We start from the raw sequence: 25054 nt of genomic DNA on the forward strand, positions 1-25054 counted from the left end.
CGCGACCAGCTTGCCGCCCTCCTGCTCCTTCTTGATCAGGGCCATCTTGTCCTCGGGCGTGGCCTCGGCGAGGAAGTCGTCCACGCCGGCCTCCTGCGCGATCGCCTTGGCGGTCAGCGGGTTGTCGCCCGTGATCATGATGGTCTTGATGCCCATCCGGCGCAGCTCGTCGAAGCGCTCCCGCATGCCCTCCTTGACCACGTCCTTGAGGTAGATCACCCCGAGAACGCGAGGAGCCTGGTCGCCGGACTTCGCGGCCACCACCAGCGGCGTACCGCCGGCGGCGGAGATGCCGTCCACCAGCTGTGCCACGTCCGGCCCGACCGAACCGCCGTTGTCGGTCACCCAGTTGGCGACCGAGCCCGCCGCGCCCTTGCGGACCTGCGTGTCGTCCACGTCCACGCCCGACATCCGGGTCTGGGCGGTGAACGGGACCCAGGTGGCGTGCGCGAGCTCGCCCTGGGCACGGGCCCGCAGACCGTACTCGGTCTTGGCCAGGACCACGATCGAGCGGCCCTCGGGGGTCTCGTCCGCCAGCGACGACAGCTGCGCGGCGTCCGCCAGGTCACCGATCTCGACGCCTTCGGCGGGCAGGAACTCGGCGGCCTGGCGGTTGCCCAGGGTGATGGTGCCGGTCTTGTCGAGCAGCAGGGTGTTGACGTCGCCGGCGGCCTCGACGGCGCGCCCGGACATCGCGAGCACGTTGCGCTGGACCAGGCGGTCCATGCCGGCGATGCCGATCGCGGACAGCAGCGCGCCGATGGTGGTCGGGATGAGCGCCACGATCAGGGCGACCAGGACGATCATCGACTGCGGGGCGCCCGCGTAGGTGGCCATCGGCTGCAGGGTCACCACGGCGACCAGGAAGACGATGGTCAGCGAGGCCAGCAGGATGTTGAGCGCGATCTCGTTCGGCGTCTTCTGCCGGGCGGCGCCCTCGACCAGGGCGATCATCCGGTCGATGAACGACTTGCCGGGCTCCGAGGCGATCTTCACCACGATCCGGTCGGACAGCACCTTGGTGCCACCGGTGACGGCGCTGCGGTCACCGCCGGACTCGCGGATCACCGGCGCGGACTCACCGGTGATCGCCGACTCGTCCACGGACGCGACGCCCTCGACGACGTCACCGTCGCCGGGGATGATCTGCCCGGCCTCCACGACGACGTGGTCGCCGAGTTGGAGGGCCGTGCCCGGGACCTCCTCCTCGTCCTGGGTGGCCGGCCAGTTGGTGAGCCGGCGGGCGACGGACTCGGTCTTGGTCTTGCGCAGGGTGTCGGCCTGGGCCTTGCCGCGGCCCTCGGCGACGGCCTCGGCCAGGTTGGCGAAGACCGTGGTGAGCCAGAGCCAGACGGTGATGGCCCAGGCGAAGACACTCGGGTTGGCGATCGCGGAGATCGTGGTGACGACCGAGCCGACCTCGACCACGAACATGACCGGGTTCTTGATCATCACCCGGGGGTCGAGCTTCTTCACCGCGTCGGGGAGCGAGGTGACGATGAGCTTGGGGTCGAGGAGGCCGCTCTGGACTCGGTGGGGGGTCGTGCTGTGGTCGACCGGTGCGGGGTTGTGGGTGGTGGACATCAGTGGAGACCTTCTGCGAGCGGTCCGAGGGCCAGGGCCGGGAAGTAGGTGAGGCCGACGACGATCAGGACGACACCGGACAGCAGCCCGACGAACAGCGGCTTGTGGGTGGGCAGGGTGCCCGGGGTGGCCGGGACCGGCTGCTGCTGGGCGAGCGAGCCCGCCAGCGCCAGCACGAACACCATCGGCAGGAAGCGGCCGAGCACCATGCACAGGCCCAGCGCGGTGTCGTACCAGTCGGTGTTGACGGTGATGCCGGCGAACGCCGAACCGTTGTTGTTGCTCGCGGAGGTGAAGGCGTACAGCACCTCGGAGAAGCCGTGAGCGCCCGAGTTGAGCATCCCGGCCCGCTCACCCGGCAGGGCCATCGCCATACCGGTGCCGACCAGCACCAGGGCAGGGGTCGTGAGGATGTAGAGGGAGGCGAACTTCATCTCCCGGCCGCCGAGCTTCTTGCCCAGGTACTCGGGGGTGCGCCCGACCATCAGACCGGCGACGAACACCGCGACCACGGCGAGGATCAGCATCCCGTACAGGCCGGAGCCCACACCGCCGGGAGCGATCTCGCCCAGCATCATGTTGAAGATCGTGACACCGCCACCCAGCGGGGTGAATGAGTCGTGGAACGAGTTCACCGCGCCGGTCGAGGTCAGCGTCGTCGAGGCGGCGAACAGCGTGGAGGCGGCGATGCCGAAGCGCTGCTCCTTGCCCTCCATCGCGCCGCCGGCCGCCTGCAGGGCGGTGCCGTGGTGCTGCGACTCGGCGAAGGTCAGCAGGGCGACCGAGGCTACCCAGAACAGTCCCATCACGGCGACGATCGCGTAGCCCTGACGGTTGTCGCCCACCATCCGGCCGAAGGTGCGCGGCAGCGCGAACGGGATCACCAGAAGGAGGAAGACCTCCAGCCAGCTCGTGAACCCGGTCGGGTTCTCGAACGGGTGCGCCGAGTTGGCGTTGTAGAAGCCACCACCGTTGGTGCCGAGCTCCTTGATGACCTCCTGGGAGGCCACCGGCCCACCCGGGATCTTCTGCACGTCACCGGCCAGGCCGGTGATCTCGTGGAAGCCGTGGAAGTTCTGCACCACACCGTTGGCCACGAGCACCAGGGCGAGCACGATCGAGATCGGCAGCAGCAGGCGCAGCGTGATGCGGGTGAGGTCGACCCAGAAGTTGCCGACCCGGTCGGTCTTGTTCCGCATGAACCCGCGGATCAGCGCGGCCATGACGGCGATGCCGACGGCGGCGGAGACGAAGTTCTGCACCGCGAGGGCCGCCATCTGCACCAGGTGGCCCATCGCGGACTCGCCGCTGTAGGACTGCCAGTTGGTGTTGGTGACGAACGAGATCGCGGTGTTCCAGGCCTGATGGGCCTCCATCTGCGGAACGCCGAGGCTGAGCAGCAGGTGCGTCTGCAGGCGGATCAGGGCGTAGAGGAAGAGTACGGAGACGGCCGAGAAGGCCAGCACCGAGCGCAGGTACACCGGCCAGCGCTGATCGGCGTCACCGTCCACGCCGATCAGCTTGTAGATGCCGCGCTCGAATCTGAGGTGCTTGGCGGAGGTCAGAAGCTTGGCGATGTAGTCGCCGAGGGGGCGGTAGCACAGGGCCAGCGCGCCGACGAGGGCGAGCGCCTGCAGCCAGCCCGCGAGAGTGGCGCTCATGATCAGAACTTCTCCGGGAAGATCAGCGCGACGACGAGGTAGCCGACGAGAGCGACGGCGACGATGAGACCTGCGAGGTTCTCGGCGCTCACAGCTTCTCCACCCCCTTCGCGACCAGAGCGATGACGGCGAACACGGCAACCGTGAGGCCGACGAACACGAGATCGAGCATGAGTTCCACCAGGTGGGGGAGGTGGGGGACGCCGCAGGGCATGACCCGGAGGTGTGCGCGGCACCGGCGGACGAACCGGCAGAGGGCAGCAAACCACCCGTATGGAACGTGTCATCGTTTCCTGACGCGTTCCATACGGGTGAATCGGAACCTTGATGCGGCTTTGACGGCGACGTCATGCGCGTGAGACCAACGGTTGTCCGAAACGTTTCCCGTGGGCGGCCCTCCTCGGTCGGAAAGGTCGTGGTCAACCCTCTTGGTAGGGCCGGTGGTGGTGCAGGAACCGGCCATGGGCGGCCTCGGCGTGGGTGACGACGTAGACGTCGATGTCGTCGCCGGAGCCTTCGATGATCGCTTCGCCGGTGCCGCGGCTGAAGAGGTTCTTGAGCCGGCTGCGGCGGGTGGCTCCGATGACGATCTGGGTGGCGTTGACCTCGCGGGCGAAGTCCAGCACCGCTCGCGCCGGGTCGTGGCCGGCGACGGTGTGCCAGCTGCCGCCCAGGCTCTCCGCCAGGGCCCTCTGGTGGGCGAGCAGGGTGGTCGGGGAGGAGCCGGCCAGCCCGTCGTCGCGGGCGACGTGCACCGCGAGGAACTCGCCGCCCGCTCCGCGGGAGGCGGTGCGCTTGGCCCGCCGGATCAGCGTGTCGCCCTCGGGGCCGCCGGACAGAGCGACCAGAACACGCGCGCGTGTGCTCCACGGCCGCTGGATGCCGTGGCCCTTGCGGTACCGCAGCAGGGCCTCCTCGACCCGGTCGGCCGCCCAGAGCAGGGCGATCTCCCGCAGGGCGGTCAGGTTGCCGACCCGGAAGAAGTTCGCGAGTGCGGCGTCGATCTTCTCCGGCGGGTAGATGTTGCCGTGGGCCATCCGCCGACGCAGCGCCTCGGCGGACATGTCGACGAGCTCGATCTGGTCGGCGCGGCGTACCACGTCGTCGGGGACGGTCTCGCGCTGCCGGATGCCGGTGATCTGCTCCACGACGTCGTTGAGCGACTCCAGGTGCTGGATGTTGACCGTGGAGATGACGTCGATGCCGGCGTCCAGGAGTTCCTCGATGTCCTGCCAGCGCTTCTCGTTCCGGCAGCCGGGGACGTTGGTGTGCGCGAGCTCGTCGACCAGGGCCACTTGGGGCCGACGAGCGAGGACCGCGTCGAGATCCATCTCGGTGAACGCGGTACCGCGGTAGGGCACGGTCCTGTGGGGGACGGTCTCCAGCCCCTCCGCCATCTGGCGGGTCAGCGGCCGGCCGTAGTCCTCGACGTAGGCGATCACCACGTCGGTGCCGCGCGAGGCACGGCGCCCTCCTTCGGACACGGACGTCTCACTACCATCGTCGCCCCCGCCCGCTGCCCGGGCCGCCGAGGTCGTGAGCGCGTCGCGACCCGGTGCCCGCAAGGATCCCGTTAAGGGGATGTTCTGCAGCTTGCGCCCGGCCTGCGTCCTGGTACACCGGAATCCGGAGGTGTGCGTGATGCGCCGATACGAGATGAGGGGGCCGCTATCACTGGTGGCGGCCGCCGCGATCCCACTCGCGGTGAGCGCGGTGCTGCTGCCGCTGCGTGGGCACCTGGCCAACACCAACGTCGCCCTGCTGCTGGTGGTCGCGGTGGTCACGGTGGCGGCCGTGGGACACCGGATGGCGGGCGCGGTCGCCGCGCTGAGCGCCGCCGCATGGTTCGACTTCTTCTTCACCCGCCCCTACGAGCGGTTCACCATCAGCAACTCCTCCGACATCACCACCGCGGTGCTGCTGCTGGCGGTCGGGCTGGCGGTGTCCCAGCTGGCCGCGCGCGCCCGGCGGTTCGAGGTCATCGCCGTCACCGACGCCGGTCACCTCGACCGGATCCACGAGGCCGCGGTCATGGCGCGGTCGAGGCCGGCGCCCGCCGTGGTGGACCACGTACGGGCCGAACTGGTCGACCTGCTGGGGCTGCGGGGCTGCCGCTTCGAACCCGGTTCCCTGCTCGGCCGACCGCCGCGCCTGGAGCCCGACGGCTCCATCGTGGTCGGCCGCAGGATCTGGGCGACCGACGAGCTGGGAATGCCCGGCGAGGAGGTGGAACTGAGGGTGTTCGGCAACGGCCGGTACATCGGCCGGTTCATGCTCGACGCCGTGCCCGGCAGCAAGCCCGGCCGGCAGGCCCTGCTCGTCGCGGTGACCCTGGCCGACCAGGCCGGTGCCGCGCTGGAGACGTCGACCAGGCCGGTGCGCGCCGCGTGATCCGGCGCCACCCGGGCGCCTGTCACCCGATGCCGAGGGCGGCCTCCTCGCGGTCGAGATCGTGCTGGAGGCGGCGGCGGGTGGTGTCGCTGATGCGGTGCTCCTCTAGAGGCGGTGCAGCTCGGTGCTCTGGACGGCTATCACCTCGCGCCGTAGCTGGCGGTAGGCGGTGTCAGCGGTGGTGCCGTCGGGGGTTTCGGTGGTGCGGTCGAGGCGGGCGGTGAGGCCGCGGCGGACGTGGTCGACGGCGGTGTCGGGCATCACCTCCAGGTTGGCGAGGTGGTCGACGTGGTCAAGGGCGGCGTGGTTGAGGACGTCGCGGGCGTCGTCCTCCTCGCGGGCGGTGTGCTCGGGTTCCAGGGCGAGCCCTGAGCGGTTGACCACGGCGGCGAGGGTGAGGTTTTGGACGACCAGTCATCCAGAGCGGCAGACGGGCCCAGGGGAGTTGCTTGTCCGGAGTGGCGGAGACCATCCCGTCGGTCACCGCCAGCTTTCCCCGTAGGGCTTCAAAATCGCTTCACCGACCGTGAGCTGGGGGTTTGTCGGGTGGTCAGCCTGCTCGGCGATACTCGTTGATCAGGTCGGCGACGGCTTGCCTGCGTTCGATCCGAGCTGCTGGTAAAAAGATGACGTTCGCGTCGTCGAGGGGCGCGAGCTGGCTGCGGCCCCGGTGGGGGCGGTGGCTGTTGAAGTGACGGGCGTAGTCGTGGAGGATCTTCTCGGCGTGGCCTCGGTCAAGGATCAGCAGGTGGTCGGTGCACTCCTCGCGGAACGAGTGTCTGAACCGTTCCGCGTGCGGGTTGCAGTTGGGGCTGCGACGGAGGGATCTTCACGACGGTGATGTCCTCGCTGGCGAAGACGGCGTCGAACGCTTCGGTGAACTTCGCATCCCGGTCGCGGATGAGGTGGGTGAAGTCGGCGGCGCGGCGCCGAGCTGCCACAGTAGTTGCCGGGCCTGCTGGGTTGCCAGGCGGCGGTGGGATGGGGGGTGACGCCGAGGATGTGGACGGTGCGGGTGCTTACTTACATGACGAACAGGGCGTAAAGCCGCTGCAAGTTGATGGTGTCCACATAAAAGAAGTCGGTGGCGAGCAGGCCGTGAGCCTGGGTTTTGAGGAAGGCGACCCACTTGCGGCGTGTGCCATGACGTCGTGGTGCGGGGCCGAGGCCGGCGGCGCGCAGGATGCGGCGCACGGTGGCTGCGCTGACCGTATGGCCGAGTCGGCGGAGCTCGCCATGGACGCGTCGGAAGCCCCACCGGGCATTCTCAGTGCCGAACTGGACGATCAGGTTGCGAAGCTCGTCGGGCATTGGCGGGCGGCCTGGCGAAGGCGGCTGGGTCCATTTCTGCTTGATCAGGCGCTGGTGCCAGGCGAGCAGGGTGCGAGGCGAGACGATCCGTTGGCCGCGAAGCATCCGGGGCAGGAGTCGGGCGAGCGCGGCCAGCAGCGCTCGGTCCGGCCAGGTGGGCTTCGGCGCGGCGACCTGGCGGCGCAGTACCGTGACCTCGTGCCGCAGGATGAGGATCTCGACGTTCTTCGCGGCGGTAGTCGGCACAGCAGAGCGAGTCACGCGAAGATCCGGGTGGCGAGCAGGTAGATCATCCGTACGAGCATGAGGGTCGATCATGCCTGACCGCCGGTCGAGCGCATAGCCCAAGGTCAGCAGCTGTGAGGTAATTCTGGAGTCCTACGGGCGTCATCGACCGAGTACCGGTATGCAGCTTGACCGATGGCGATGGCTTTCCGAGCCGCGCCGAGTGGAGCCTGCCCACTGCGCGCCCGCCCCGGAGGCGTGCGCTCAGCGGTCTGAGTCACCGGTGAGCGCACGGCGGATCGCAGTTGCCTGCTGGCGGCGGCCGAGCCCGTCGAGTACCACGGCCTCCATCAGCAGGCACTGCCGCAACTGACCCTCGAAGGCCTCGGGCAGCTTGGTGGCCAGCCCGCGGTAGATCGCGACGGCCTCTTCCAGCTCCCGCAGCGCGCTTTGCAGACCCTGCGGCCTGCGACCTCGAATGGAAGCGGAGAGGGAGAGGCAGCGCGCGAGTTCGGGCTCGTACGCGGCGCGATCGCCCGCCACCAACCGACGGTAGGAAGTGACCGCCCGCTCGGTGCTGGTCAGGGCCTCCTCGTAGCGTCCGATGCCCGCCTGATAGAAGCCCAGGTTGGCCATGGACGTCGCGAGGTCGGCCGCGAACGCAGTGGGGTTGGCCCGCGCCAGGCGCTGCCGGACGGACAGTGCCTCCTGCGCCGCGGCCACGGCCTCCGCTCCGTGTCCCAGCATCGCGTGGTAGGCGCCGAGATCCGACAGTGCCCGCGCGAGGTCGGATTCATGGGCGGCGGCGTTGCCTGCGGCCAGGCGGCGGCAGATCGTTACTGCCTCGTCAGCGGCGGCCAGGGCCTCCGCGTGCCGCCCCGCTTGCCGTCGGCACGCCCCGAGGACGCGCAGTGCGCTCGCGAGTTCGTGCTCACGAGGAGCCAGGGTCTCAGCGGTCTGCCGGCGGTAGATCGTCACGGCTTCTTCGGCGGTCGTTGTGGCCTCCGGCTCTCGTCCGCGCTTCACCAGGGCGCCGGCGAGATTGCTCAGTGCGAGCGCGAGGAAGACCTCGTCCGCGGCCGGGTTGGCCCGCGCTAGCCGTCGATGGATGGCCACCGCTTCCTCTGCGGCTGCGAGGGCCTCATCCCGCCGCCCCACCCAGGTCAGGCAGAAGCTCAGGTCGCTCAGCGCCATGCCAAGGAGGGGATCGTAGTTTTCAGGGTTGCCGTGCGCCAGCTGTCGGAAGGTGGCGACCGCCTCACGCCCGGCGACCAGGGCTTCCTCGCGCCGTCCCAGCGCCGTCAGACAGAGCACGAGGTGGGTCAGCGCTCGCCCGAGCTCGCGTTCGTACGCGGCGGGGTTGGCCTCCGCAAACCGTCGGCACAGCTCGACGGCCTCCTCGGCGACCGCAACGGCTTCCTCCCGCCGCCCCACCCGTGACAGTAAGGCCCCGTACTGGGAGAGGCCGGACACGAGCCCGCGCTCGCCAACGGCCGGTTTGGACTGCGCCAAGCGTCGGCTGATGGTCACGGACTCCTCGGCGGCAGCCACGCCTTCCTCGAGCCGCCCGACGTTCACCAGGCAGCCGCTGAAGGTGAACAGCGAACCCAGGAGGTCGGAGTCGTAGCCGGCGGGATTCCCGTCCGCCAGTCGCCGCCAGGCCGCCACGGCCTGCTCGGCGACCGCGACGGCCTCCACATGCCGGCCCGTCGTCGACCAGCAGAACGCGAGGTTGTCGAGCGAGCGTGCCCGTCTGGACTCGAACCGGACGGGGTCATCGGCCGACAGCCGCTGGTAGAGGTTCACCACTTCCTCGGCGGCGGTGGTGGCCTGCGACCGCCGCCCCATCGCTATCAGGTAGAGACTGAGCTTGAGCAGTGACCCCGCCAAGTCGGCTTCGTACAGGGCTGGAAAGTCCCGGCTCAGCGGGCGGAGGATCGCCACAGCCTCCTCGGCGGCAGCCGCAGCCTCCTCCTCCCGCCCCGTTGCCAGCAGGAGGTTGCCGAGGTTCGACAGCTCGATGCCTACGTTGGCCTGATAAGGGTGGGGGTTGGTCTCGGCGAGCTGTCGCCACAGCTGCACGGCCCGCTCGGTGGCGGCGGCGGCCTGGGCGTGGAGGCCTGCATGCATCCGGCGGCGCGCGAGTGTCCCGTACAGGAGCGCATGACGCTCGGGGTCGTCGGTGGCAGCCAGACGGTGACGGGTGAGGCGCTCGGTGATGGCCGCGATGCCGGGATCGAGGACGCTGTGCTGCCCGTCGGGAAAATGTTCCTCGACGGCAGCGAGGACGGCCGGGTCGAGCATGGGGATGTTCGCGAGTGCGGTCAGCGCGGCGCTGCCGGCGGCCAGGGCCAGCTGCGGGTCCGCGCGCAGCAGCGGCTCCAGGTATGCCGGGCCCAGGTGGGGCCAGCGTTCCGCGGCAGCGGCCAGGAAGGTGACGGCGCGTGGGGTCCACTCCGGTGGGCGGCTGCCACTGTCCCGGCCGAGCAGGGTGTCCGCGGTGGGCACCGCCCAGGAGCGGGCGGGATAGTCGGCCGAGTGGCCAGGGACGGTCAGGGCGAGGAAGTCCTCGGCGAGTCGGTCGGGGTAAAGCGGTTCCAGGACCGTGTCCCGGGCCGGCATCGACGGCGGGTAGCAGACGGCGTGATCGGCGAGGATCCGCTCGCCGGGCAGGGACGGGTGCGGGCGCAGTGCGCCGAGCACGACCCTGCCGGTGGGGCGGTCGAGCGGGCCGGTGAGGGCTGCGGCGAATACCGTCCGGTTCATCGCCTCCGGCGGCGTGACGAACGTCCTCTCAGCGGAGCCGAGTTCGTGGCCGGTGTCGCCATAGTGGCGAGCCCAGTGAAGATGTTCGCGATCCAGCAGGTAGATCGTCAGGCCGGCCATGTCGCGTGGCGGCCGAAGGCCGGCGACGTGGGCGTCGACCGCGACCAGGGCGGCGATGTGCAGCGCCAGGGTCAGGCCGAAGTCCGGGCCGCTCAGCGGCCCGGGCGCGCCGATCCCGATCGCGGGGACGGCGTAGCGGGCGGCGAAGCTGTCGCGAGCCGCACCGAACATCTCCCTGCGCGCTTCCGAGGACTCTTGGCCATCGCCGGGCAGCGGGGCCAAGTACTGGCTGGAGGTGGCGGCCTGGTGCTCGGCCAGGGCGGCCCTGATGGCGGGCCAGGCCTCGGCACCGCGGGCCAGCATGAGCACCCGGGTGGGTGTGGCGCTCTGGTGCAGCAGTGCGTTGCTGAGCAGCCAGGTCAGGTGGGTCAGCGGCCACCGGTCGGCGTAGTCGACGACCAGGAGGAGGCCGGCGGCGCCGTCCAGCCGCAAATCCTGGCTGCCCGGCTGCGGCAGAACGGTGCCGGGCCCATGGACGGCGCTGACGACCTTCCACCCGTCTGCGCGCGACTCGCCTGCGAACAGGGCCGCCATGCGGGTCTTGCCCTGGCCGCCCGGCGCGTGCAGCCAGCGCACCGATAGCCGCGGACCCGCTGCACGCCACCGGCGCAGCTCGGCGAGCTCCGCCTCGCGCCCGGTGAACGGCACCACGGCGAAGCGGGAGTTGAGCATCCGGCTGGGCAACTCCCGCAGGTACTCCGGATCCGCCTGCGGCTCGGGGCGCCAGTTCTCCAGCACGTAGAGCGGGACCCCGTCGCCGAAGACGTGGATCGACGCGCCGACCGCGCCGTAGGCGAAGCCGTTCTCCGCACGCACCAACTGCTGCATGCTGTCAGCAACGTGGGGCTCAGGCTGTGGCGGAGTGGGCATCAGGAGGTGCTCGGCGCGGGCGGCTGATGCCCAGGGCCGGCGTGATAGTGGACGTTGACGCTGCTCCCCGGGCCCAACGCGCCGAAGGCCGACCCGCCGTCACGCGCGACGACGTGCTGAGCCCACTGCTGCTGGGCCGTCGGCAGCAGCGGTCGGACCTCGTCGATCAGCTCCCGCAGACCGTCCTCGGTGTCCGGCTGGTCCCGCAGAAGGTCCACCAGGTCATTGCGCCACCGTACGATCTCGCCCTCACGGACCGGGTCAGCCTCCCCCGTCAGCTCCACCCGACCGGCGCTGCGCTCCAGTTGGGCCTCGACGTCGCGTCGCGAGTCGCCGCGGCGATGGAACAACGCCACGGCGCGCGCTCGAGCCCCCTCCCACGCAGTGGTGGCCATCGCGGCCACCAGGGTCGTCGCACCGCTCATGGCCAGCGCGACGACCGGATCCGGATCCGGCATGGGACCTCCTCGCCTCACGAATACGCGATCTGCGGTGGTTCACGGGCGATTCGCCCGCACCCGTACATCCTGCCGCCCCGCGACCGCGCACCGCAGGCAAACGGCCGCCCTTCCCGAGGGAGGACCTCCCGTGCCCGATGCCGTGGTCATCAGGGCAGAGCCCCGGTTTCTCGGAAACTGTATTGCCCTGCCAACGTCGTTGGCGAAACGGTGGCGCCCGAGGACCGACTTGCACCTCTCTCCAGCCCCAGCACACGGGTTCCCCGAACTGCACGCGTAGCTACTGCAGTGCGGTTCGGCTGTCCGCAGGCGGGCGGGCGGCCGCTGTGGTCAGCACTGCCACAGGAACACGGCTGGTGCGCAGGGCGCACACGCCAAGGCGTAGGCCTCGCCGCGGCCACCGAAGTTCATCGCGGTGGCGTGGTCCCGTCCCTCCTCGAGCTGGACGACGAGGCTCATCTCCCGTGCGCAGGTCGGACAGGTGGGGGTCTCGACGTGCTGCAGCCACGCGGCCTGCCCGCCCAACTTGCCGAGGATTGTCCAGAGGGGTCCGGCCCGGTAGGCTCGCCCACTTCTCGTAGGCTTGGCCGCAATCCGCTGCCGTCGACGAGGGATCGTACGCGATGGCGCTCACCGCACCAGGCAGGACCGGCTCCTGGTCGTCGTCCTCGTCCAGCGCGGGCACCGGGATCGGCTGGAGCGGGGTCGTCGTAGGGAAGATCAGTGCTCGGTTGCCGCCCGCCCGCGGATCCCACTCCTGTGCGGCCCGTAGTCGGGGCCGCCGTATCACGCCGCACGAGTTGTTGCAGCCGGTGGTGGAGCTGACCCCGGTGGGGAAGGTTTGCGATGGCGTGGTCGACCGCGCTCGACCTGCTCGGCCAGCCGCATGTGGAGTTGGCCGCCCACCGGCTGGGCAACGGGCGGCAGGTCAGCGCGGGTGACACGGTGCGGTTCACGCTGTGGTGCGCGGCCAGGCACTTCGACAACTTCGAGGCCGCGCTGTGGGCGACGGCCTCGGCGGGCGGGGACGTCGACACGACGTGTGCGATCGTGGGCGGGATCCTGGCCTTCCGCCTGGGCGTTCAGGGCACCCCGGCGGCCTGGTACGACGCTGTGGAGCCGCTGCCGGGCTGGTTGGAGCCGCAGCGGCTCGGGACGGACATACGTCGGGCGGACTTTCCCCAAGCGGCCCTGATCGCGCGGCCGGAGCCGATACCGGTGCCGGACCTGGTGTGGACATCCGGACAATGGCAGCGGGTTCGCCACGGCCTCCAGGCCCTGACTATGGACGAGAAGTGGGACGCCTGCCTCGAAGGCGACCGTTTCTTCGTGATCCGCAGCGAGACCCGCTGTCTGTTCGAGGTGGCCGCCGGGACGACCACGGACGGCGGACGGCTGGTGAGGGCCTGGGTGGAGGCCGACCCTGGCCGGTACCGGCGGGGGAGCGACGATGAAGAGAGCACTCTCCTGGAGATGCTCCTGAACATGTACTTCGGCAAGGCCGACCGCCCGGAGCTGTGGGAGCGTTACCGCCGGCTGCGCTTCGGCAGCTGACCCACCGCCCGACCCGACGATCCACCACTCCCAGGATCCGGCGGCCGGGATCACTTGGGCGGCAACGAGCCGGATCGACGGTGGTGGGGCAAGATCTCCGGGGTGTCGGACGGATCCACGTCCGTAGCCGAGGCGTGGTTACGACTGCGCCCAGGTGCGCCACGGATCGAGGTGCAGCTCGTTCTGCATGAGGCAGTCCGCCACGAGCGTGCCGACCGGATTGCCGCACGCGCACAGCTGGTTCGGGCCGTACATGCCGCTCGGTCCGTAGCCGCCGATCCACATCTCCCGCTCGGGGGAGTTGTGGAGTGCGACGGCATCGTCGGGATGGAGCACCACCGTGTCACGCGGACCCGCCGACTTGAGGAACGTACCGTCGTGGACCATCGTCATGTTCGCCATCGCGGCGATCGGGTCTTCGGGATGAATGGTTCGCCGAACGGCTCCGGGTCGACGGCGTAGCGGCCGCGCGGCATGGTGGACGGCGCGATCTGCTGCTCCACCGGCTCGGGCCGAGTCGGGAACGGCGTCATCAGCGTCAGCGACTCGGTGAGGGGCTGGTTGCAGCGTACGCAGCGGAAGACCGTCACGGGCTCGGCACCGTGTGGGGCTGTGGCCGGAACTCATGGACCACCTCGATGCGGCCGACGATGTGCCGGTTGAACTCCTCCAGCTCCTCGGCTGGCACCCACAGCTCGAGGATCGTGCGTCCGTCGGCCTGCTGGACCGGGTAGCGCGCGGCGAAACGCGGCGTCGACCTCGAATTTGGTGACGTAGCCGACGGCGGAGGCGGCACGTTCCAGTCCCGTGCGATGCGGATCGCGTAGTCCTCGTTCAGCACCGGGTAGAAGATCGGCTGCTCGGGCAGGCGAGGCGGCCAGGCACGCCAGCCCGACGCCAGCTCCTGAGGGCCGGTCGGACGCCACAGCGTCACGGTCTTCGCCTGGCACATCGCGTGCTCTCCTCGGTCCAACGGTTGGGCGCCCACCGTAACTGGGTGACGAATGGTTTCGAATTCCCAGGCTTAGAGCGTCCGCCAGTAGGCGCTTCAGGTGGTGTCAGCAGAGCAGGCACGGTTCACCCGATCATGGAGTTCTCTACGCTTCATGATCACCGGGGGATCCGTGCCTGCTGTCCCATCATGCATTCTCGACCCGATCCGCGACCAATTCCTCGCGCTGCTGCCCGCGCGTGAGGACCGGCACCCGCTCGGCTGCCACAGGCCCCGGATCGGCGACGCCGTCGTCTTCGACCGTCTGGTGCAGGTCCTGGTCTTCGGCTGCGGATACGAACGAGTCGCCGACGAGTACTGCTCGGCCACCACCATGCGGCGCCGCCGCGATGAGTGGGCCGCGGCCGGCGTGATGGCCGAGCTTCACAAACTCGCGCTCGCCGCCTACGACCGCATGGTCGGCCTCGAACTCGACCGTCTGAGTGCCGACGGCTGCCTCACCAAAGCCCCCTCAGGTGGTGAATGCGCCGGCAAGAGCCCGGTCGACCGAGGCAAACTTGGCCTGAAGCGCTCGCAGTTGACGGATGGCACCGGCATACCGCTGGTCACCGAGCCGGTGCCCGCCAACGTCCGCGAACGCCTGGATCCCGAGGACCGCAGCGGTCACGACGGCGCCGCCGACGAGGCCCGGGATCATGACGCGCCGCAGCGGCGGGACCATGAGTGGCCGTCGCCACCCGTCGCCGGGGCCGGTCCGCACCCGGGCCATCCACCCCGGGACGCCGCCGGCCGGACCGGCCGCCCACGCAGCCGCGGGCACGGCCCACGCGAGGACCGTGGCCACCGGGACCAGCGGGGTCAGGAAGAGGAAGTTCAGCCAGGGGAACGCCCCGGCCGTCGCCGTGAGGGGTGTCGATGTAAGCGAACAGGACCAGGTCGGCATCGGTGCGGGTGGCAAAGGTCGTGCGGCGCACGCCTTTCAAGATCCACGGGCAGCTTTCACGGAACTCGCGCCAGAGCCAGAACTTCAAGGCCGTTGACAGGCGGTGCGCTGGCGGAGCTGGTCGAGGACCCACTGGGGCCGCAGCGGCGATCCGTCCGCGCTGCCGAAGACCAGGCCCTCCAGCCGGCCTTCGAGGTGGGCGGCCACCTGGATCGCGGCCTGGCGGTGGAGGGCGGCCATGACCCTGAGGGAGAGGCTGGACTCCTGATGAGCAGCACCGCCGGCCAGGAAGTGTCCTGCGGCGCCGCCCTTCACCTCCGGAACACGATTCCGAACGTCCGGCTCACCGAACCACCCGGCGTGGACCCACTTCGCCTTCGTGACCCGTCCCGCACTGTTCAAGCAACTCCTCGACGCCTTCCTGACCAGCTGAACCGGCGGCGGGCGGATGGCGGATCCGCCAGGTCCGGCATGGGGTCCGGGCCGTAACTTCCCGTCCTGGCATCACAGTTCGTCGTGCACGGCCGCGTACGAGCAGTTGAGCAGCGCCCGCAAGGTGAGCCCTGCACCGGAGCGGGTATTCGTCGTCTTCATCTTGGCCCGGCAGCTCTTGAGTTCGCTCGACATCGCCTTCAGGTCGGCGTACCGGATGACCGGGTAGGAGGTGAGGTTGGCGCGCGGGTGTCGTGCGGTCGCAATCACGCTGAAGTCGTTCGCCTTCAGCATCTTCGCGCAGGAGCTGTGGATGTAGTTGAAGCTGTCGGGCGCCGGGATTTCGCTGGCCGCGGTAATGTTGCCGGTGTGGCGCCGGTGGAGGGCGATCTCGCCGTCCAGTTCGGTCGCGTTGTAGTCCGACAGAAAGTGGCGGGTGCAGACCTCGAGGTTCTCCAGTTCGCTCGCGATCGCGTCGATGTCCTCGACGTAGACGTTGCGTGCCCCGATCACCGTAGCCGCGCGGGTATCGGCAACCCGGCCGAGGCAGATCGTGGTGCCAATGGTGGCGGCGTGCGACGGACGATCGGGGTTGGTCGGATGCGCTCCCTCAAGGTCAGGGGGAGAGAAGGTCGCGCATGCGGGTCCGTTCGGCCCGGGAAGCCGCGGCGGGGCGTCCGGCCGTCATACCACCGTCGACTGCGAGATCCTGCCCGGTCACCAGACGGCTGGCGTCGCTGGCGAGCCACAGTACTGCCGCGGCGATGTCGTCGGTTAGGACGGTGCCGGGGAGCGGTTGGCTGGAGTCCAGCAGTGGCTTGAATGGTGATGGCCCGTCCAGGGTTGCGGGAGTGGTGGGTGTGGCGGCAGAGCGCGCGGGGTGGGGCGTGGAGCACGGCGAGATCGACTGGCCGGGACACGCGCTGGCGACACGCCGCGAGGGTGATGACGCTGTGCGGATGGTGGGTAGGGCAGCTTGATCGCGCAGAACTGGCCCGGTCGGCGATTTGCCGAGAGACCGGCTGCCGACAGGAGTGAACGGTCTGCTGGATTGCCGGGACTGTTGGGCAGGCACGGCTTCGGTTTCCGCTCGCCGCCATCGCCCTGGTCATGCTCACCTTCGGAAGCGAACGCCCGACAGTGGAGTCGGCTGCCGGCTGCGCCAGGGGCGGGACGGAATGAGGCACTCTGAGGACTGCCACGGGCATGTGAGGCAAATCACTCTCGAACTCCCTCTTGTTGGCCGCCTCTCGCGCGCCTCTCACGGACTGGGCGTCATGAGGTGTCATCAGGCGTCATGCATGGCGGACGAGGTAGGCCCTGACCTACGGGATTCGGGCTGGTGAACACCGATCGGACGCCCTTTCGACCGCTGGGGGTCAAGAGGGCGCAGGTTCAAATCCTGTCGTCCCGACATAACGTTGCAGGTCAGAGGCTATTTTCCTCTGACGATGCGACAGTGTCGATGTGAGCCTCTCACAACTTCTCACAATGGCCTGCACTTGATCTTGTCAAGCGCAGGCCATTGTGGCGTCAGGGGGCGTCTCGGGACGCCCAGCAGCGCCGACGGACTCATCGGGATGGCCGGCCCATCCGCGACGTGCGAGGTACCTCGGCCATCACCACACGGTTTCCAGATCGCTCGCCTCATGGGGCTGGCCAGCGCCAACTGCGATGGCCGCGGCGGCTTCTCGGACGAGCTGGCGAAGCGTTCGCCGCTGCGCCGTTGGTGCTGTTTCGGCCTGTTCGTCGTCCCAATCCTCCGCGTCACCGTCGAGGTCGTCCTCGTCGTTGAGGCCGTCGTACTCGTTGTGGCGGAGTCGGCATGCGTGGATGCCAGCGAGGAGGACTTCGAGGAGTTCACGGGCCGGCCGCTTGGGGACCAAAGGGTGAGTCGCAGGGCGACGTTGGTGAGGTCGGGCTCGTCGTCGTTGGTGTACTCGGCGACGGTCTCCTCCAACTCGTCGAGCTGCTCGCGCAGGGCGGCGGGGCGGGCAGGAGGCCGCTGGCGATGTGCATGGCGCGGCGCACGAGGCCGGTGACGGGGTCCCACGGGGTGACGCCGTCCTCGATGAGGCCGAGAACCAGGGTGGGGGTCTCGGGGGGAGGGCCTCGACGGGGTGCCCCGGGTCGAGGTCGTCGGCACCCACTACCGTTGCGGCTCCCTCGGGAATGGTTCGAGGTGCAGTCGGGGACCCGTGCGGAGCACACGAGGGTCCCCGATGCATCGGCGCCCCGGTCCTCGCCGAAGAGGTCGACGACCCGGCGCGTGGGGGGTGGGTTCTTCTCCCCACGCGCCGGGTGGTAGTCAAGCTTTGGACCAGCGCTGGCTCGCGCCGGCGGTGCAGGTCGCCAGCTGGATCGGGGTGCCGTTGCCGGTGGCGCCGCCGGTGAGGTCCAGGCACAGGCCGGAGGGGACGCCCCGGATGGCGCCGTCGGGGTCGAGGGTCCACTGCTGGTAGGACTGCCCGTTGCAGCGCCAGAGGATGACCTTGGTGCCCGGACTGGTGCCTCCGGCGTAGGCATCCAGGCACATGCCGAAGACGGTCAGTTCCTTGTTGGCGGTGTAGGTCCACTTCTGGTTGGCGCCGCCGCAGTCCCAGATGTCGATCTGGGTGCCGGCCGTGGTGCTGGAGCCGGGGTCGTCGAGGCAGCGCGTAGCGGCCGCGTTGACCAGGGCACTGGTGGCGGGCAGGCCGATCGTGACCGGTCCCAGCGTGCGCGGCTGGACCGCCGGGTCACCGGTGACCGTGGCGACGGTCAGGGCGCTGACGGGGTTGGCGACCGGCTGCACCAGGTAGGAGGAGCCGCTCACGGTGGGAATGGCGATCTGCGCGTTCGTGGTGGCGGGCACCACGACGGTCGTCTCGTCGTCGCCGTCCACCACCTCGACCTGCTGTCCGGGCCAGGGGTTGCGGAGGTTGACGGTGCCGGTGGAGCCCGCGTTGATGCCGACGGTGGTCACCGTCCCGCCGTGCACCTGGACGGAGACCTTGCTGCCGCCCTGGATGAACACCGTGCCGTCCGCGTCCCAACCCGGCGGAAGGGCGGGCGCGATGCGCAGCAGCCCGTCGTAGTCCTGGACCAGCGCCTCGTTCAACGCGGCCGCCACCACGCCCTGCTGTTCGGCGTAGGGCTCGTTGCCGACGAAGGTGGCCATGCCCGACGGCTGCTTCTGGTACTTCTCGGTGAGCCCGATCAGGGTCTTCGAGACCTCGCTGCCCAGGCCGAGCCGGGCGGCTTGCAGCGGGTCCAGGCTCCAGTCGTTGGCCTGCTTGTCGGGGCGGTTGGTGTAGGTGCGCTTGGCAAGGTCGGACAGGGCGCCCGAGTCGCCGATGAGGTTGTAGGGCCACACCGGTTCCAGACCGATGTTCTCCGAGTTCATCTTCGTGGCCGACGGGTCGTAGGACGGCGCGATGACGTCCTGGCCGGCGGCGTCGTCAGCCAAGGAGAGCCGCTGGCTTTGGGTGGTGGCGTCCGTCCGCGCGAACGGACGGATCCGCGGGATCGCGGCCTGCAGCTGCGCGACGAGATCGGGGTCCTGACCGAGCAGTTGGGCGGCCTGGATGGTCGCCGGGAAGAGTGCCTGCTCGGCCGCGAGGTCGGTGGTCGGGTCGTGGACGTCCCACTGGGTCTCGTGCGCGTTGGAGGGATACGTGTGCAGGTAGCCGTCCGTGCCGGTGGTGGCATAGGCGAGCAGGAAGCGGGCGGACTGGGCCATCAGCTGGTAGTGGGCCGCGAGGAAGGAGCGGTCGCCGGTCATCAGGTACTGCTGCCAGACCCAGAGGCCGACTTCGGCGCCGGTGGAGATGGTCCGCGTGTTGTAGAAGGCGCTCGCGGTGGCGTCGCACTCGGGCGGGCGCACAGTACCGGTGGACGACTGCAGGTAGCCGTTGCCGTTGAAGCGCATGGTCTCCGGCACACAGGTGCCCGGGAGGTCTCCCATGTGGGCCTGGGTCCAGGTCTGCATGTCGCTCAGGTTGTCGTTGTAGAGGCGGAAGTACGGGTCGTTCAGGCTGAAGGCACCCGAGGAGAGGTTCGCCTGGACCTGCATCCGCAGGTTCCAGTGCCAGTAGTCGGCCGGATCCCACTGGTGGGCGTCCTGGTAAGCGGAGAACAGGTTGCCCACCCCGGCCTGCGAGCCGGGGTAGGTATCCCGGCTTTCGGCTGCGGCGTCGTACAGGTCCAGGGTGCGCAGGTTCTCCAGGTAGTCGGCACTGCCGTCGGCGGAGGAGAACTTGACCAGGCCGACACCGTCCCAGAAGTCGTGCCACCAGGCGAGGTGTGCGGCTTCCAGGGTCGAGGAGGCGGTGGTCGCGTCGGTCCCGAGCAGGGCGGTGGCGGTGGCCTGTGCGTCGCCGCCCGTCCAGTGCGGGGCGGCGGCGATGACCTGGAACGTGCCGTCGGTGTTGGGGGTGACGGACACCTGGGCGGTTTCGGGGTCGACGACACTGGCGCTGACGCTCTGGCCACCCGCGGTGATCGCGCCGAGCGAGCCGAAAGTGGCGCTGCTCGCGCCCGCCGCGGTGTTGTCCATCCAGGTCTCGCCGAGCGTGGCGATCGGTCCGGAGGCCAGCGGTTGGGGGGAGCGGCCCGACCACAGGGCCAGTCGCGCGGTCTGCGGCGAGGCCGGGTCGGCGCCGGTGACGTCGACGACCAGCTCGTCCTTGTCGGCGCGGACGTAGACGGTGGCGGTCATGCCGCCACCCGACTCCACCAGGGTTCCGTCGTACAGGTCCAGGTGGGCGGAGAAGTCGGGCGCGCTGGTGAGCCTGGCGAGACCTGGAATGGTCAGCCAGCCGGGCGACTTGCGGTCGGGCAGGGTGTCCGACCGGTTGAGCTGCGCGGTGAAGCCACCGGCGGCCCAGACGGCAGCGCCCAGCACTCCGTTGCCGAGCGGCATCGACTGTGCCTGGGTACTGTTGGGCGCGGCGAGGACCACGTCCGAGCGACGGACGAGGTTGGGCGTGTCGACCGTGAACTGGCCGGCTTGCCAGGCGGTCGTGGCGGTCGCCGCATGGGCCGCGGGCGCGGGCGGCGCTATGGACAGGGCTGCGGCCAGCGCCAGGCCGCAGGCGGCGCCCAGTGCTGTGAATCTTCGGGTGCGGGCCATGAGGGCTCCACTTCCTCTGGAAGACGACTGTTAACTGAAGCTCAAGGGAGGCTCAACTCCTGAGGGGGCAGCGGATTCGGCGCTGGCACGCAGCCAGCGGCGGGCCGGGGCGGCGTCATGCTGGGGGGCCGGACCGGGCCGAGGGGCGCGGAGTCAGCCGCAGCGGCCCACGGGGAGAAAGGCCTGGGGCCTGCATGCAGAGCAGTGCAGGCCCCAGAGCTTCCTCAGGGGGTGGCTAACCGACGGTCAGGCTGAGGTCGTCGCAGGTGGACGTGGCCGACGCGGAGGGCAGGTAGCAGAAGACCGTGGCGGAGGTGTTGGTGGCACCGGTGGTGAAGGTGTCGGACACCGGGGTCCAGCCTGTGGCCGAGGTGTGGGCGGTGACTTGCGCGCCTCCGTAGTTCTTCACGCCGAAGCTGGTGGAACTGCCGGAATCGGCGCGGACCCAGCCGGAGTAGGTGTAGGTGGTGTTCGGCGACAGTCCGGTGACCGTGTACTCCATGGTCGCGTAGTCACCGGCCGGCGACTTCAGTTGCAGGTCGTGGGTGGGGCTGTGGGCCGCGGGGTCGGTGACGACGGTGGCGTTGTGGACGGTCCAGCCGGACAGGTTGCCGGATTCGAAGTTCCCGGCGGGGATGAGGTTGGGCGACCCGACGGTCCAGGTGAACGTCGTCGTTCCGGTCGCGCCGGTGGTGTCGGTCGCGGTGACGGTCACCGTGGAGCTGCCGTTCGTGGTCGGCGTGCCGCTGATGGAGCCGGTGCCGCTGATCGACAGGCCCGTCGGCAGGCCGGTGGCGGAGTAGGTGAGGGTCTGGCCGCCGGCCGAGTCGGTGGCGGCGACCTGCAGCGGGGTGATCGCGGTGTTCGGCGTCGACTGCTGGGTGCCGGGGTTGGTCACCGTGATCACGTTCGCGGAGCCGGACGGGAAGGTGAGCGTCTGGGCGTTGACCGCGTGGGTGTCGCCGGAGGTTCCGGTGTTGGCCCAGCCGCGCTGGGGTGCGGTGGCGACGCCGCTTGTGCCGGAGGTCAGGCTGAGCGCCTGGCCGCTGTAGCGGTTGACCAGCCGGTAGCTGCCGGCCGGCAGGCTTGCGTCGTTGACCGTCTGCAGGAACCACTGCCAGCCGACGCTGGTGCCCGTGCCCAGACTGAGCGGGGCGCCCCAGGCCCGTCCGGAGTTGGCGGTGTCGTTCACGCCGATGTTCTGGCTGGAGGCGGCGTTGGCGATGGTGAAGAACCCGTCGCCGGTCGGGGTGAACTTCCAGGCCTGCGACGCGGAGGTGCTGCTGGTGGCCGTGGAGGTCAGGCCGGTCCCGGACTGGGCCAGGTACTGGCCGTCGCCGGCGGCGATCTGGTAGGCGCTGCCGGGGCTGACCGGCGGGACGGGCAGATTGGTCGACGCGGTGTCGATCGTGGTGCTGACCCACTCGGTGCCGCTCGTCGAGGTGCAGTTGTACATGCAGTAGTTGCGGAACGTCTTGCCCACCAGGTAGTTGGCGGTCTTGCTTGTCCCGTCCAGCAGCGAGCGGTACCAGGCGCCGCCGCTGGGGTTGGTGACCGAGCCGATGTCCACCCACTTCTGCGTGGACAGGTCGGAGGTGGCGTAGATGTGCAGCGGGCTGGACGTGGTGGGGTTCTCGGGCCGGGCCATGCTGATGTACTTGCCCAGGTAGGCGTCGTAGGCGACGTCCAGCCAGGCCAGCGGCGGGGCGCTGGGCAGCTGGCCGGCGCTCAGCTGCTGTGCGGTGGTTCCGGTGTTGTTCGGGTTGTAGGCGTCGTCCAGGTAGCCGGGGGTGGTCCCGTCGGAGGGGATCAGGTCGGCTTCCTTGCCGCCGGTGCCGGGCTCCGTCCAGGTGCCGTTGTACCACTTCTTCCACGACGACGGCGCCATCTTGCCTGAGATCGGGGCCCGCGCGACGTGTCCGAAGTCGACCCGGCCGCCGCCGGCCTGGTTCAGGATCTGCGTGTCGTAGTACAGGTAGAAGTACCCGGAGGCGTTGTCGACGAACAGCTTCGGGTCGCCGTCACCGTAGTAGTAGGTCTGGTTCGGGAACTGGGCGCGCCCGTCCTTGGTCGGGTCGTTGCAGGCGGCCAACTGCACCGTGGTGTAGGCGTCGACACAGACGGCGGGGGTCGCCCCGGCCAGTTGGAGCTGTCCGGTCGCCCCAGTGTCCGGCGCGGTGAAGTCCTGCGTCGCCGAACTGGCGGTGTCGCAGGTCTCGATCGTGAAGGTGGCACCAGCGGTGGTGTCGGAGGCGGTCAGGCACAGCCCCGAGGCCGGATTGACCAGGGTGTTGCCGGCAGCGGTCCACTCCTGGTTGGTGTTGCCCGTGCAGGCGTACTTGCCGACCGCGGTGCCGGCGGTCGTGCCGCCGCCGGTGATGTCCAGACACTGGCCGCTGCCCACCTGGACGGTGCCGTCGAAGGCCGACGTCCACAGCTGGTCGTTCTCGCGCCAGGTGGTGAACGGCGAGGTGATGATGTGGTCCGTGATCGTCCAGGTGGCGCCGTGGTCGCTGGACTGCGCGTAGTCGATCGAGTCGTAGTGCAGTCCGTCGCGGAACGGCGACGGGGTGAACTCGTTGTGCACGGCCCCGTACCAGGTGCCGGTGTCGGGGTCGACCCACACGCCGATCAGGTCGCAGTAGTTGCGCTCGGCGTACCCCGAGGTCTGGGAGCCCTTGGGGTCGTAGGTGGCCATCAGGCCGGTCGGGCTGTTGTTGCAGCGCACCGTGGTGCCGGCGTTGTCGGGGGCCGAGGAGACCGCGGCCTTGGTGACGCCGGTGTCGATGTCCGTCCCGGTCCAGAACTGCCAGGCGCGCCCCTGGCTGCCCCCGTACAGCGAGTGCGAGGACTGGAAGTAGAACTTCCCGTCGCTGTCGATGAAGGGGTAGGCCGGTGTGTCGTCGGCATAGGCGTAGGTGCCGGTCGTCCCGGTCGTGATCGTGTACGTCGGTGTCGCCGCGCGAGCGGGCGGCGCGACCCCGGCGCCGAGTGTGGCGACCGCCAGAGTCAGCGGCACCAGTGCCGCGAGCGCGGCCCGTGACCGCCGCGCAGTTCCAAATATCATCATGTGCGTCATCTTCCTGGGGGCGGGGGAGTCTGATCGGCGGAGGCGATGGCGTGCTGCTGCGGATGTCGACAGACGGGAAACGCCGGCGTGGGGGCCCTCGACAGACCGCGGAATCGGGACCGATTCCCACCGGTCCATCCGATGCGCAGAAACCTAGGATCGGCAGAAGCCCTGGGCAACATGCCGGTAGCACATGATTGGCACATGATTGGGCGGGTGAGGTCCGAAGGGCATTCGACCGCCGATGTGCCCCCCACCGGTCGGGAAGGCAACTGAAGGCGACGTCGTGCCGGGCACCGGTTTCGATCGTCGCCACGGGTGCGGCTTCCAGCGCAGCTCCGATCTTCTCCGCGATCAGGATGCATCCCCTACAGACCCTTTGATCCACATGCGATCGAATGATAGAACTTGATCTGTGTGGATCCGCACAGTCCGGCATCGGACGCCAGGGGAGGGGGAACGTGGCCATCTCGGCGGAGATCCGGCGTGCGTGGATCACCAATGCCGTACGGGAACTCGGTACGGTCCGCGTCGTGGATCTCGCCCGGCGCCTCGGCATCCCCGCGGTGACCCTGCGCCGTGACATCGGCGCACTCGCCCGCGATGGGGTGCTGTGCCGGTCGCACGGAGCGGTCTCGCTTCCCCTGGAGGCCACAACAGCCACTTCCGACAGCCGGGAACGGGTGATCGGGATGCTGGTGCCCACCATCGGCTCCTACTTCGACGAGGTGATCGCCGGTGCCCGCGCCGCGGCCGCGGCCGCGGGCGCGCGACTGGTGCTCGGCATAGCCCCGTATCAGGCCCGGGACGACCGGGCCCAGGTCGAGCGGTTGCTGGAGTCGGCCGTCGAGGGGCTGATGCTGACGCCCAACTGGGGCCCCGAGGGCCGGGACGAGGACTTCGGCTGGCTCGACCGACTGCCGGTGCCCGCCGTGCTGGTCGAGCGCCGGGCAGCTCCGGGTGGCCCCGGTGCCGTACTGGACGCAGTCGGCTCCGACCATCGTCATGGCGTCATGCTCGCCCTGCGGCACCTCGCCTCGCTCGGCCACCGCTCCGTGACGCTCTCCGCCCGCAACGACACCTCGACGTCCCACCAGGTCCGGGTGGGCTATGCGCAGGCCGTGCGGCTGCTCGGCCTGGAGCCGCAGCCGCCCATCGACCTGGACTCCCCGGGTCACGGCGCCGGTCCCGGCGGTGTCGAGGAACTGGCCGACCGGATTGCCGAAGGCGCCATCGCAGGCGTTCGGGCCGCGCTCGTCCACAACGACCACGCCGCCATCCAGCTGCCCCCGCTGCTGCGTGCCCGCGGCCTGAAGGTCCCTGACGACCTCGCGCTGATCTCCTACGACGACGTCTACGCCGCCCTCGCGGCCCCCGCGCTGACGGCTGTCGCGCCGCCCAAGCGCGCGGTCGGCACAGCCGCCGCGGAGCTGCTGCTGCGGCGCTTGGACGGCGGTGCGGGCCTGCCCGTCCGGCGGATCGACCTGCTGCCTGGGCTCAAGGTCCGGGTGCCGAGCGCGGCCTGGGCCTCGACGCGCTCGGGGGTGACGTCCTGGTGCATCGAGTACCAGGTCGAGTAGGCGGGCCGGCGGGCGGCGTCGGGG

At 69.8% G+C, this 25054-nt stretch carries 19 protein-coding genes and 3 pseudogenes; 4 read left to right on the forward strand and 18 right to left on the reverse strand.

Annotated elements, in window-relative coordinates:
• The 4 genes from kdpB to ACWCYO_RS34645 all read right to left on the reverse strand — a co-directional run.
• Window positions 1-1584: potassium-transporting ATPase subunit KdpB (kdpB, locus tag ACWCYO_RS34630; protein ID WP_449786430.1), on the reverse strand; the 1584-nt coding region annotated here is incomplete at its 3' end.
• Window positions 1584-3245: a potassium-transporting ATPase subunit KdpA gene (gene kdpA, locus ACWCYO_RS34635; protein WP_449786431.1), complete on the reverse strand. Its 1662-nt coding sequence runs from the start codon at window positions 3243-3245 to the stop codon at window positions 1584-1586. The genes kdpB and kdpA, both read right to left, overlap by 1 nt.
• Before the next feature lie 2 nt (window positions 3246-3247).
• A complete protein-coding gene (gene kdpF / locus ACWCYO_RS34640) occupies window positions 3248-3337 on the reverse strand; it encodes a K(+)-transporting ATPase subunit F (protein ID WP_037830997.1) in 90 nt (29 codons plus the stop codon).
• Between the two features lie 327 nt (window positions 3338-3664).
• On the reverse strand, window positions 3665-4729 hold the full coding sequence (locus tag ACWCYO_RS34645) for a universal stress protein (RefSeq protein ID WP_449786432.1): 1065 nt from the start codon (window positions 4727-4729) through the stop codon (window positions 3665-3667).
• Window positions 4730-4886: 157 nt separating this feature from the next.
• On the opposite strand from ACWCYO_RS34645, the gene ACWCYO_RS34650 reads away from it, so the two are divergent.
• Window positions 4887-5636, forward strand: coding sequence for a DUF4118 domain-containing protein (locus tag ACWCYO_RS34650; RefSeq protein ID WP_449786433.1), 750 nt, complete (start codon window positions 4887-4889; stop codon window positions 5634-5636).
• 105 nt (window positions 5637-5741) lie between these two features.
• Here the strand turns inward: ACWCYO_RS34650 and ACWCYO_RS34655 are convergent, their stop codons facing one another.
• The 5 genes and pseudogenes from ACWCYO_RS34655 to ACWCYO_RS34675 form a co-directional block, all read right to left on the reverse strand.
• On the reverse strand, window positions 5742-6020 hold the full coding sequence (locus ACWCYO_RS34655; RefSeq protein ID WP_449786434.1) for a hypothetical protein: 279 nt from the start codon (window positions 6018-6020) through the stop codon (window positions 5742-5744).
• A 166-nt stretch (window positions 6021-6186) separates the two neighbouring features.
• Window positions 6187-6396 (reverse strand): annotated as a pseudogene (locus ACWCYO_RS34660) (integrase core domain-containing protein); the annotation flags it as partial.
• Between the two features lie 263 nt (window positions 6397-6659).
• Window positions 6660-7295: an IS3 family transposase gene (locus ACWCYO_RS34665; protein ID WP_449786435.1), complete on the reverse strand. Its 636-nt coding sequence runs from the start codon at window positions 7293-7295 to the stop codon at window positions 6660-6662.
• A 141-nt stretch (window positions 7296-7436) separates the two neighbouring features.
• The gene (locus ACWCYO_RS34670) at window positions 7437-10886 is read right to left on the reverse strand and encodes a tetratricopeptide repeat protein (protein ID WP_449786436.1); all 3450 of its coding nucleotides are present in this window, start codon (window positions 10884-10886) and stop codon (window positions 7437-7439) included.
• A 41-nt stretch (window positions 10887-10927) separates the two neighbouring features.
• Window positions 10928-11386 carry a hypothetical protein gene (locus ACWCYO_RS34675; RefSeq protein WP_449786437.1) on the reverse strand — a complete coding sequence of 153 codons (459 nt, stop codon included), beginning with the start codon at window positions 11384-11386 and terminating at the stop codon, window positions 10928-10930.
• Between the two features lie 846 nt (window positions 11387-12232).
• Between ACWCYO_RS34675 and ACWCYO_RS34680 the strand changes: the two genes are divergently transcribed.
• Window positions 12233-12940 carry an ADP-ribosylglycohydrolase family protein gene (locus ACWCYO_RS34680; RefSeq protein ID WP_449786438.1) on the forward strand — a complete coding sequence of 236 codons (708 nt, stop codon included), beginning with the start codon at window positions 12233-12235 and terminating at the stop codon, window positions 12938-12940.
• A gap of 138 nt (window positions 12941-13078) precedes the next feature.
• Here ACWCYO_RS34680 and ACWCYO_RS34685 read toward each other — a convergent pair whose 3' ends face one another.
• From ACWCYO_RS34685 to ACWCYO_RS34695, 3 genes and pseudogenes are all read right to left on the reverse strand, one after another.
• Complete coding sequence (locus ACWCYO_RS34685; protein WP_449786439.1) at window positions 13079-13342, reverse strand: hypothetical protein; 264 nt, start codon at window positions 13340-13342, stop codon at window positions 13079-13081.
• Complete coding sequence (locus ACWCYO_RS34690; RefSeq protein WP_449786440.1) at window positions 13330-13530, reverse strand: hypothetical protein; 201 nt, start codon at window positions 13528-13530, stop codon at window positions 13330-13332. Before ACWCYO_RS34690 ends, ACWCYO_RS34685 begins: the two co-directional genes overlap by 13 nt.
• Window positions 13527-13892 (reverse strand): annotated as a pseudogene (locus ACWCYO_RS34695) (hypothetical protein). Before ACWCYO_RS34695 ends, ACWCYO_RS34690 begins: the two are co-directional and overlap by 4 nt.
• Before the next feature lie 172 nt (window positions 13893-14064).
• Here ACWCYO_RS34695 and ACWCYO_RS34700 point away from each other — a divergent pair.
• Window positions 14065-14520: pseudogene (locus ACWCYO_RS34700) on the forward strand (transposase); the annotation flags it as partial.
• Between the two features lie 399 nt (window positions 14521-14919).
• Here ACWCYO_RS34700 and ACWCYO_RS34705 read toward each other — a convergent pair.
• The 6 genes from ACWCYO_RS34705 to ACWCYO_RS34730 all read right to left on the reverse strand — a co-directional run bounded on the left by ACWCYO_RS34705 (window position 14920) and on the right by ACWCYO_RS34730 (window position 23450).
• The gene (locus ACWCYO_RS34705; RefSeq protein WP_449786447.1) at window positions 14920-15075 is read right to left on the reverse strand and encodes a hypothetical protein; all 156 of its coding nucleotides are present in this window, start codon (window positions 15073-15075) and stop codon (window positions 14920-14922) included.
• Window positions 15076-15339: 264 nt separating this feature from the next.
• Window positions 15340-15780 (reverse strand): hypothetical protein, encoded by a 441-nt coding sequence (locus ACWCYO_RS34710; protein WP_449786441.1) that lies wholly within the window; start codon window positions 15778-15780, stop codon window positions 15340-15342.
• Window positions 15781-15883: 103 nt separating this feature from the next.
• Window positions 15884-16342, reverse strand: a complete 459-nt coding sequence (locus tag ACWCYO_RS34715; RefSeq protein WP_449786442.1) for an SDR family oxidoreductase — start codon at window positions 16340-16342, stop codon at window positions 15884-15886.
• Between the two features lie 544 nt (window positions 16343-16886).
• Window positions 16887-17153, reverse strand: a complete 267-nt coding sequence (locus ACWCYO_RS34720; RefSeq protein ID WP_449786443.1) for a hypothetical protein — start codon at window positions 17151-17153, stop codon at window positions 16887-16889.
• Window positions 17154-17575: 422 nt separating this feature from the next.
• Window positions 17576-20380, reverse strand: coding sequence for an RICIN domain-containing protein (locus tag ACWCYO_RS34725; protein WP_449786444.1), 2805 nt, complete (start codon window positions 20378-20380; stop codon window positions 17576-17578).
• Window positions 20381-20615: 235 nt separating this feature from the next.
• A complete protein-coding gene (locus ACWCYO_RS34730) occupies window positions 20616-23450 on the reverse strand; it encodes an RICIN domain-containing protein (protein ID WP_449786445.1) in 2835 nt (944 codons plus the stop codon).
• 461 nt (window positions 23451-23911) lie between these two features.
• On the opposite strand from ACWCYO_RS34730, the gene ACWCYO_RS34735 reads away from it, so the two are divergent.
• Window positions 23912-25030, forward strand: coding sequence for a substrate-binding domain-containing protein (locus tag ACWCYO_RS34735; RefSeq protein ID WP_449786446.1), 1119 nt, complete (start codon window positions 23912-23914; stop codon window positions 25028-25030).
• Window positions 25031-25054: the final 24 nt, after the last annotated feature.

Source organism: Kitasatospora sp. NPDC001683 (genome assembly GCF_053596495.1).

Coding starts and splice junctions, on each gene's coding strand:
- kdpA (WP_449786431.1), bottom strand. CDS start 3,245: ATGAGCGCCACTCTCGCGGGCTGGCTGCAGGCGCTCGCCCTCGTCGGC.
- ACWCYO_RS34730 (WP_449786445.1), bottom strand. CDS start 23,450: ATGATGATATTTGGAACTGCGCGGCGGTCACGGGCCGCGCTCGCGGCA.
- ACWCYO_RS34650 (WP_449786433.1), top strand. CDS start 4,887: ATGCGCCGATACGAGATGAGGGGGCCGCTATCACTGGTGGCGGCCGCC.
- ACWCYO_RS34725 (WP_449786444.1), bottom strand. CDS start 20,380: ATGGCCCGCACCCGAAGATTCACAGCACTGGGCGCCGCCTGCGGCCTG.
- ACWCYO_RS34680 (WP_449786438.1), top strand. CDS start 12,233: ATGGCGTGGTCGACCGCGCTCGACCTGCTCGGCCAGCCGCATGTGGAG.
- ACWCYO_RS34685 (WP_449786439.1), bottom strand. CDS start 13,342: ATGGCGAACATGACGATGGTCCACGACGGTACGTTCCTCAAGTCGGCG.
- ACWCYO_RS34670 (WP_449786436.1), bottom strand. CDS start 10,886: ATGCAGCAGTTGGTGCGTGCGGAGAACGGCTTCGCCTACGGCGCGGTC.
- ACWCYO_RS34705 (WP_449786447.1), bottom strand. CDS start 15,075: ATGGCCGCCCTCCACCGCCAGGCCGCGATCCAGGTGGCCGCCCACCTC.
- ACWCYO_RS34675 (WP_449786437.1), bottom strand. CDS start 11,386: ATGCCGGATCCGGATCCGGTCGTCGCGCTGGCCATGAGCGGTGCGACG.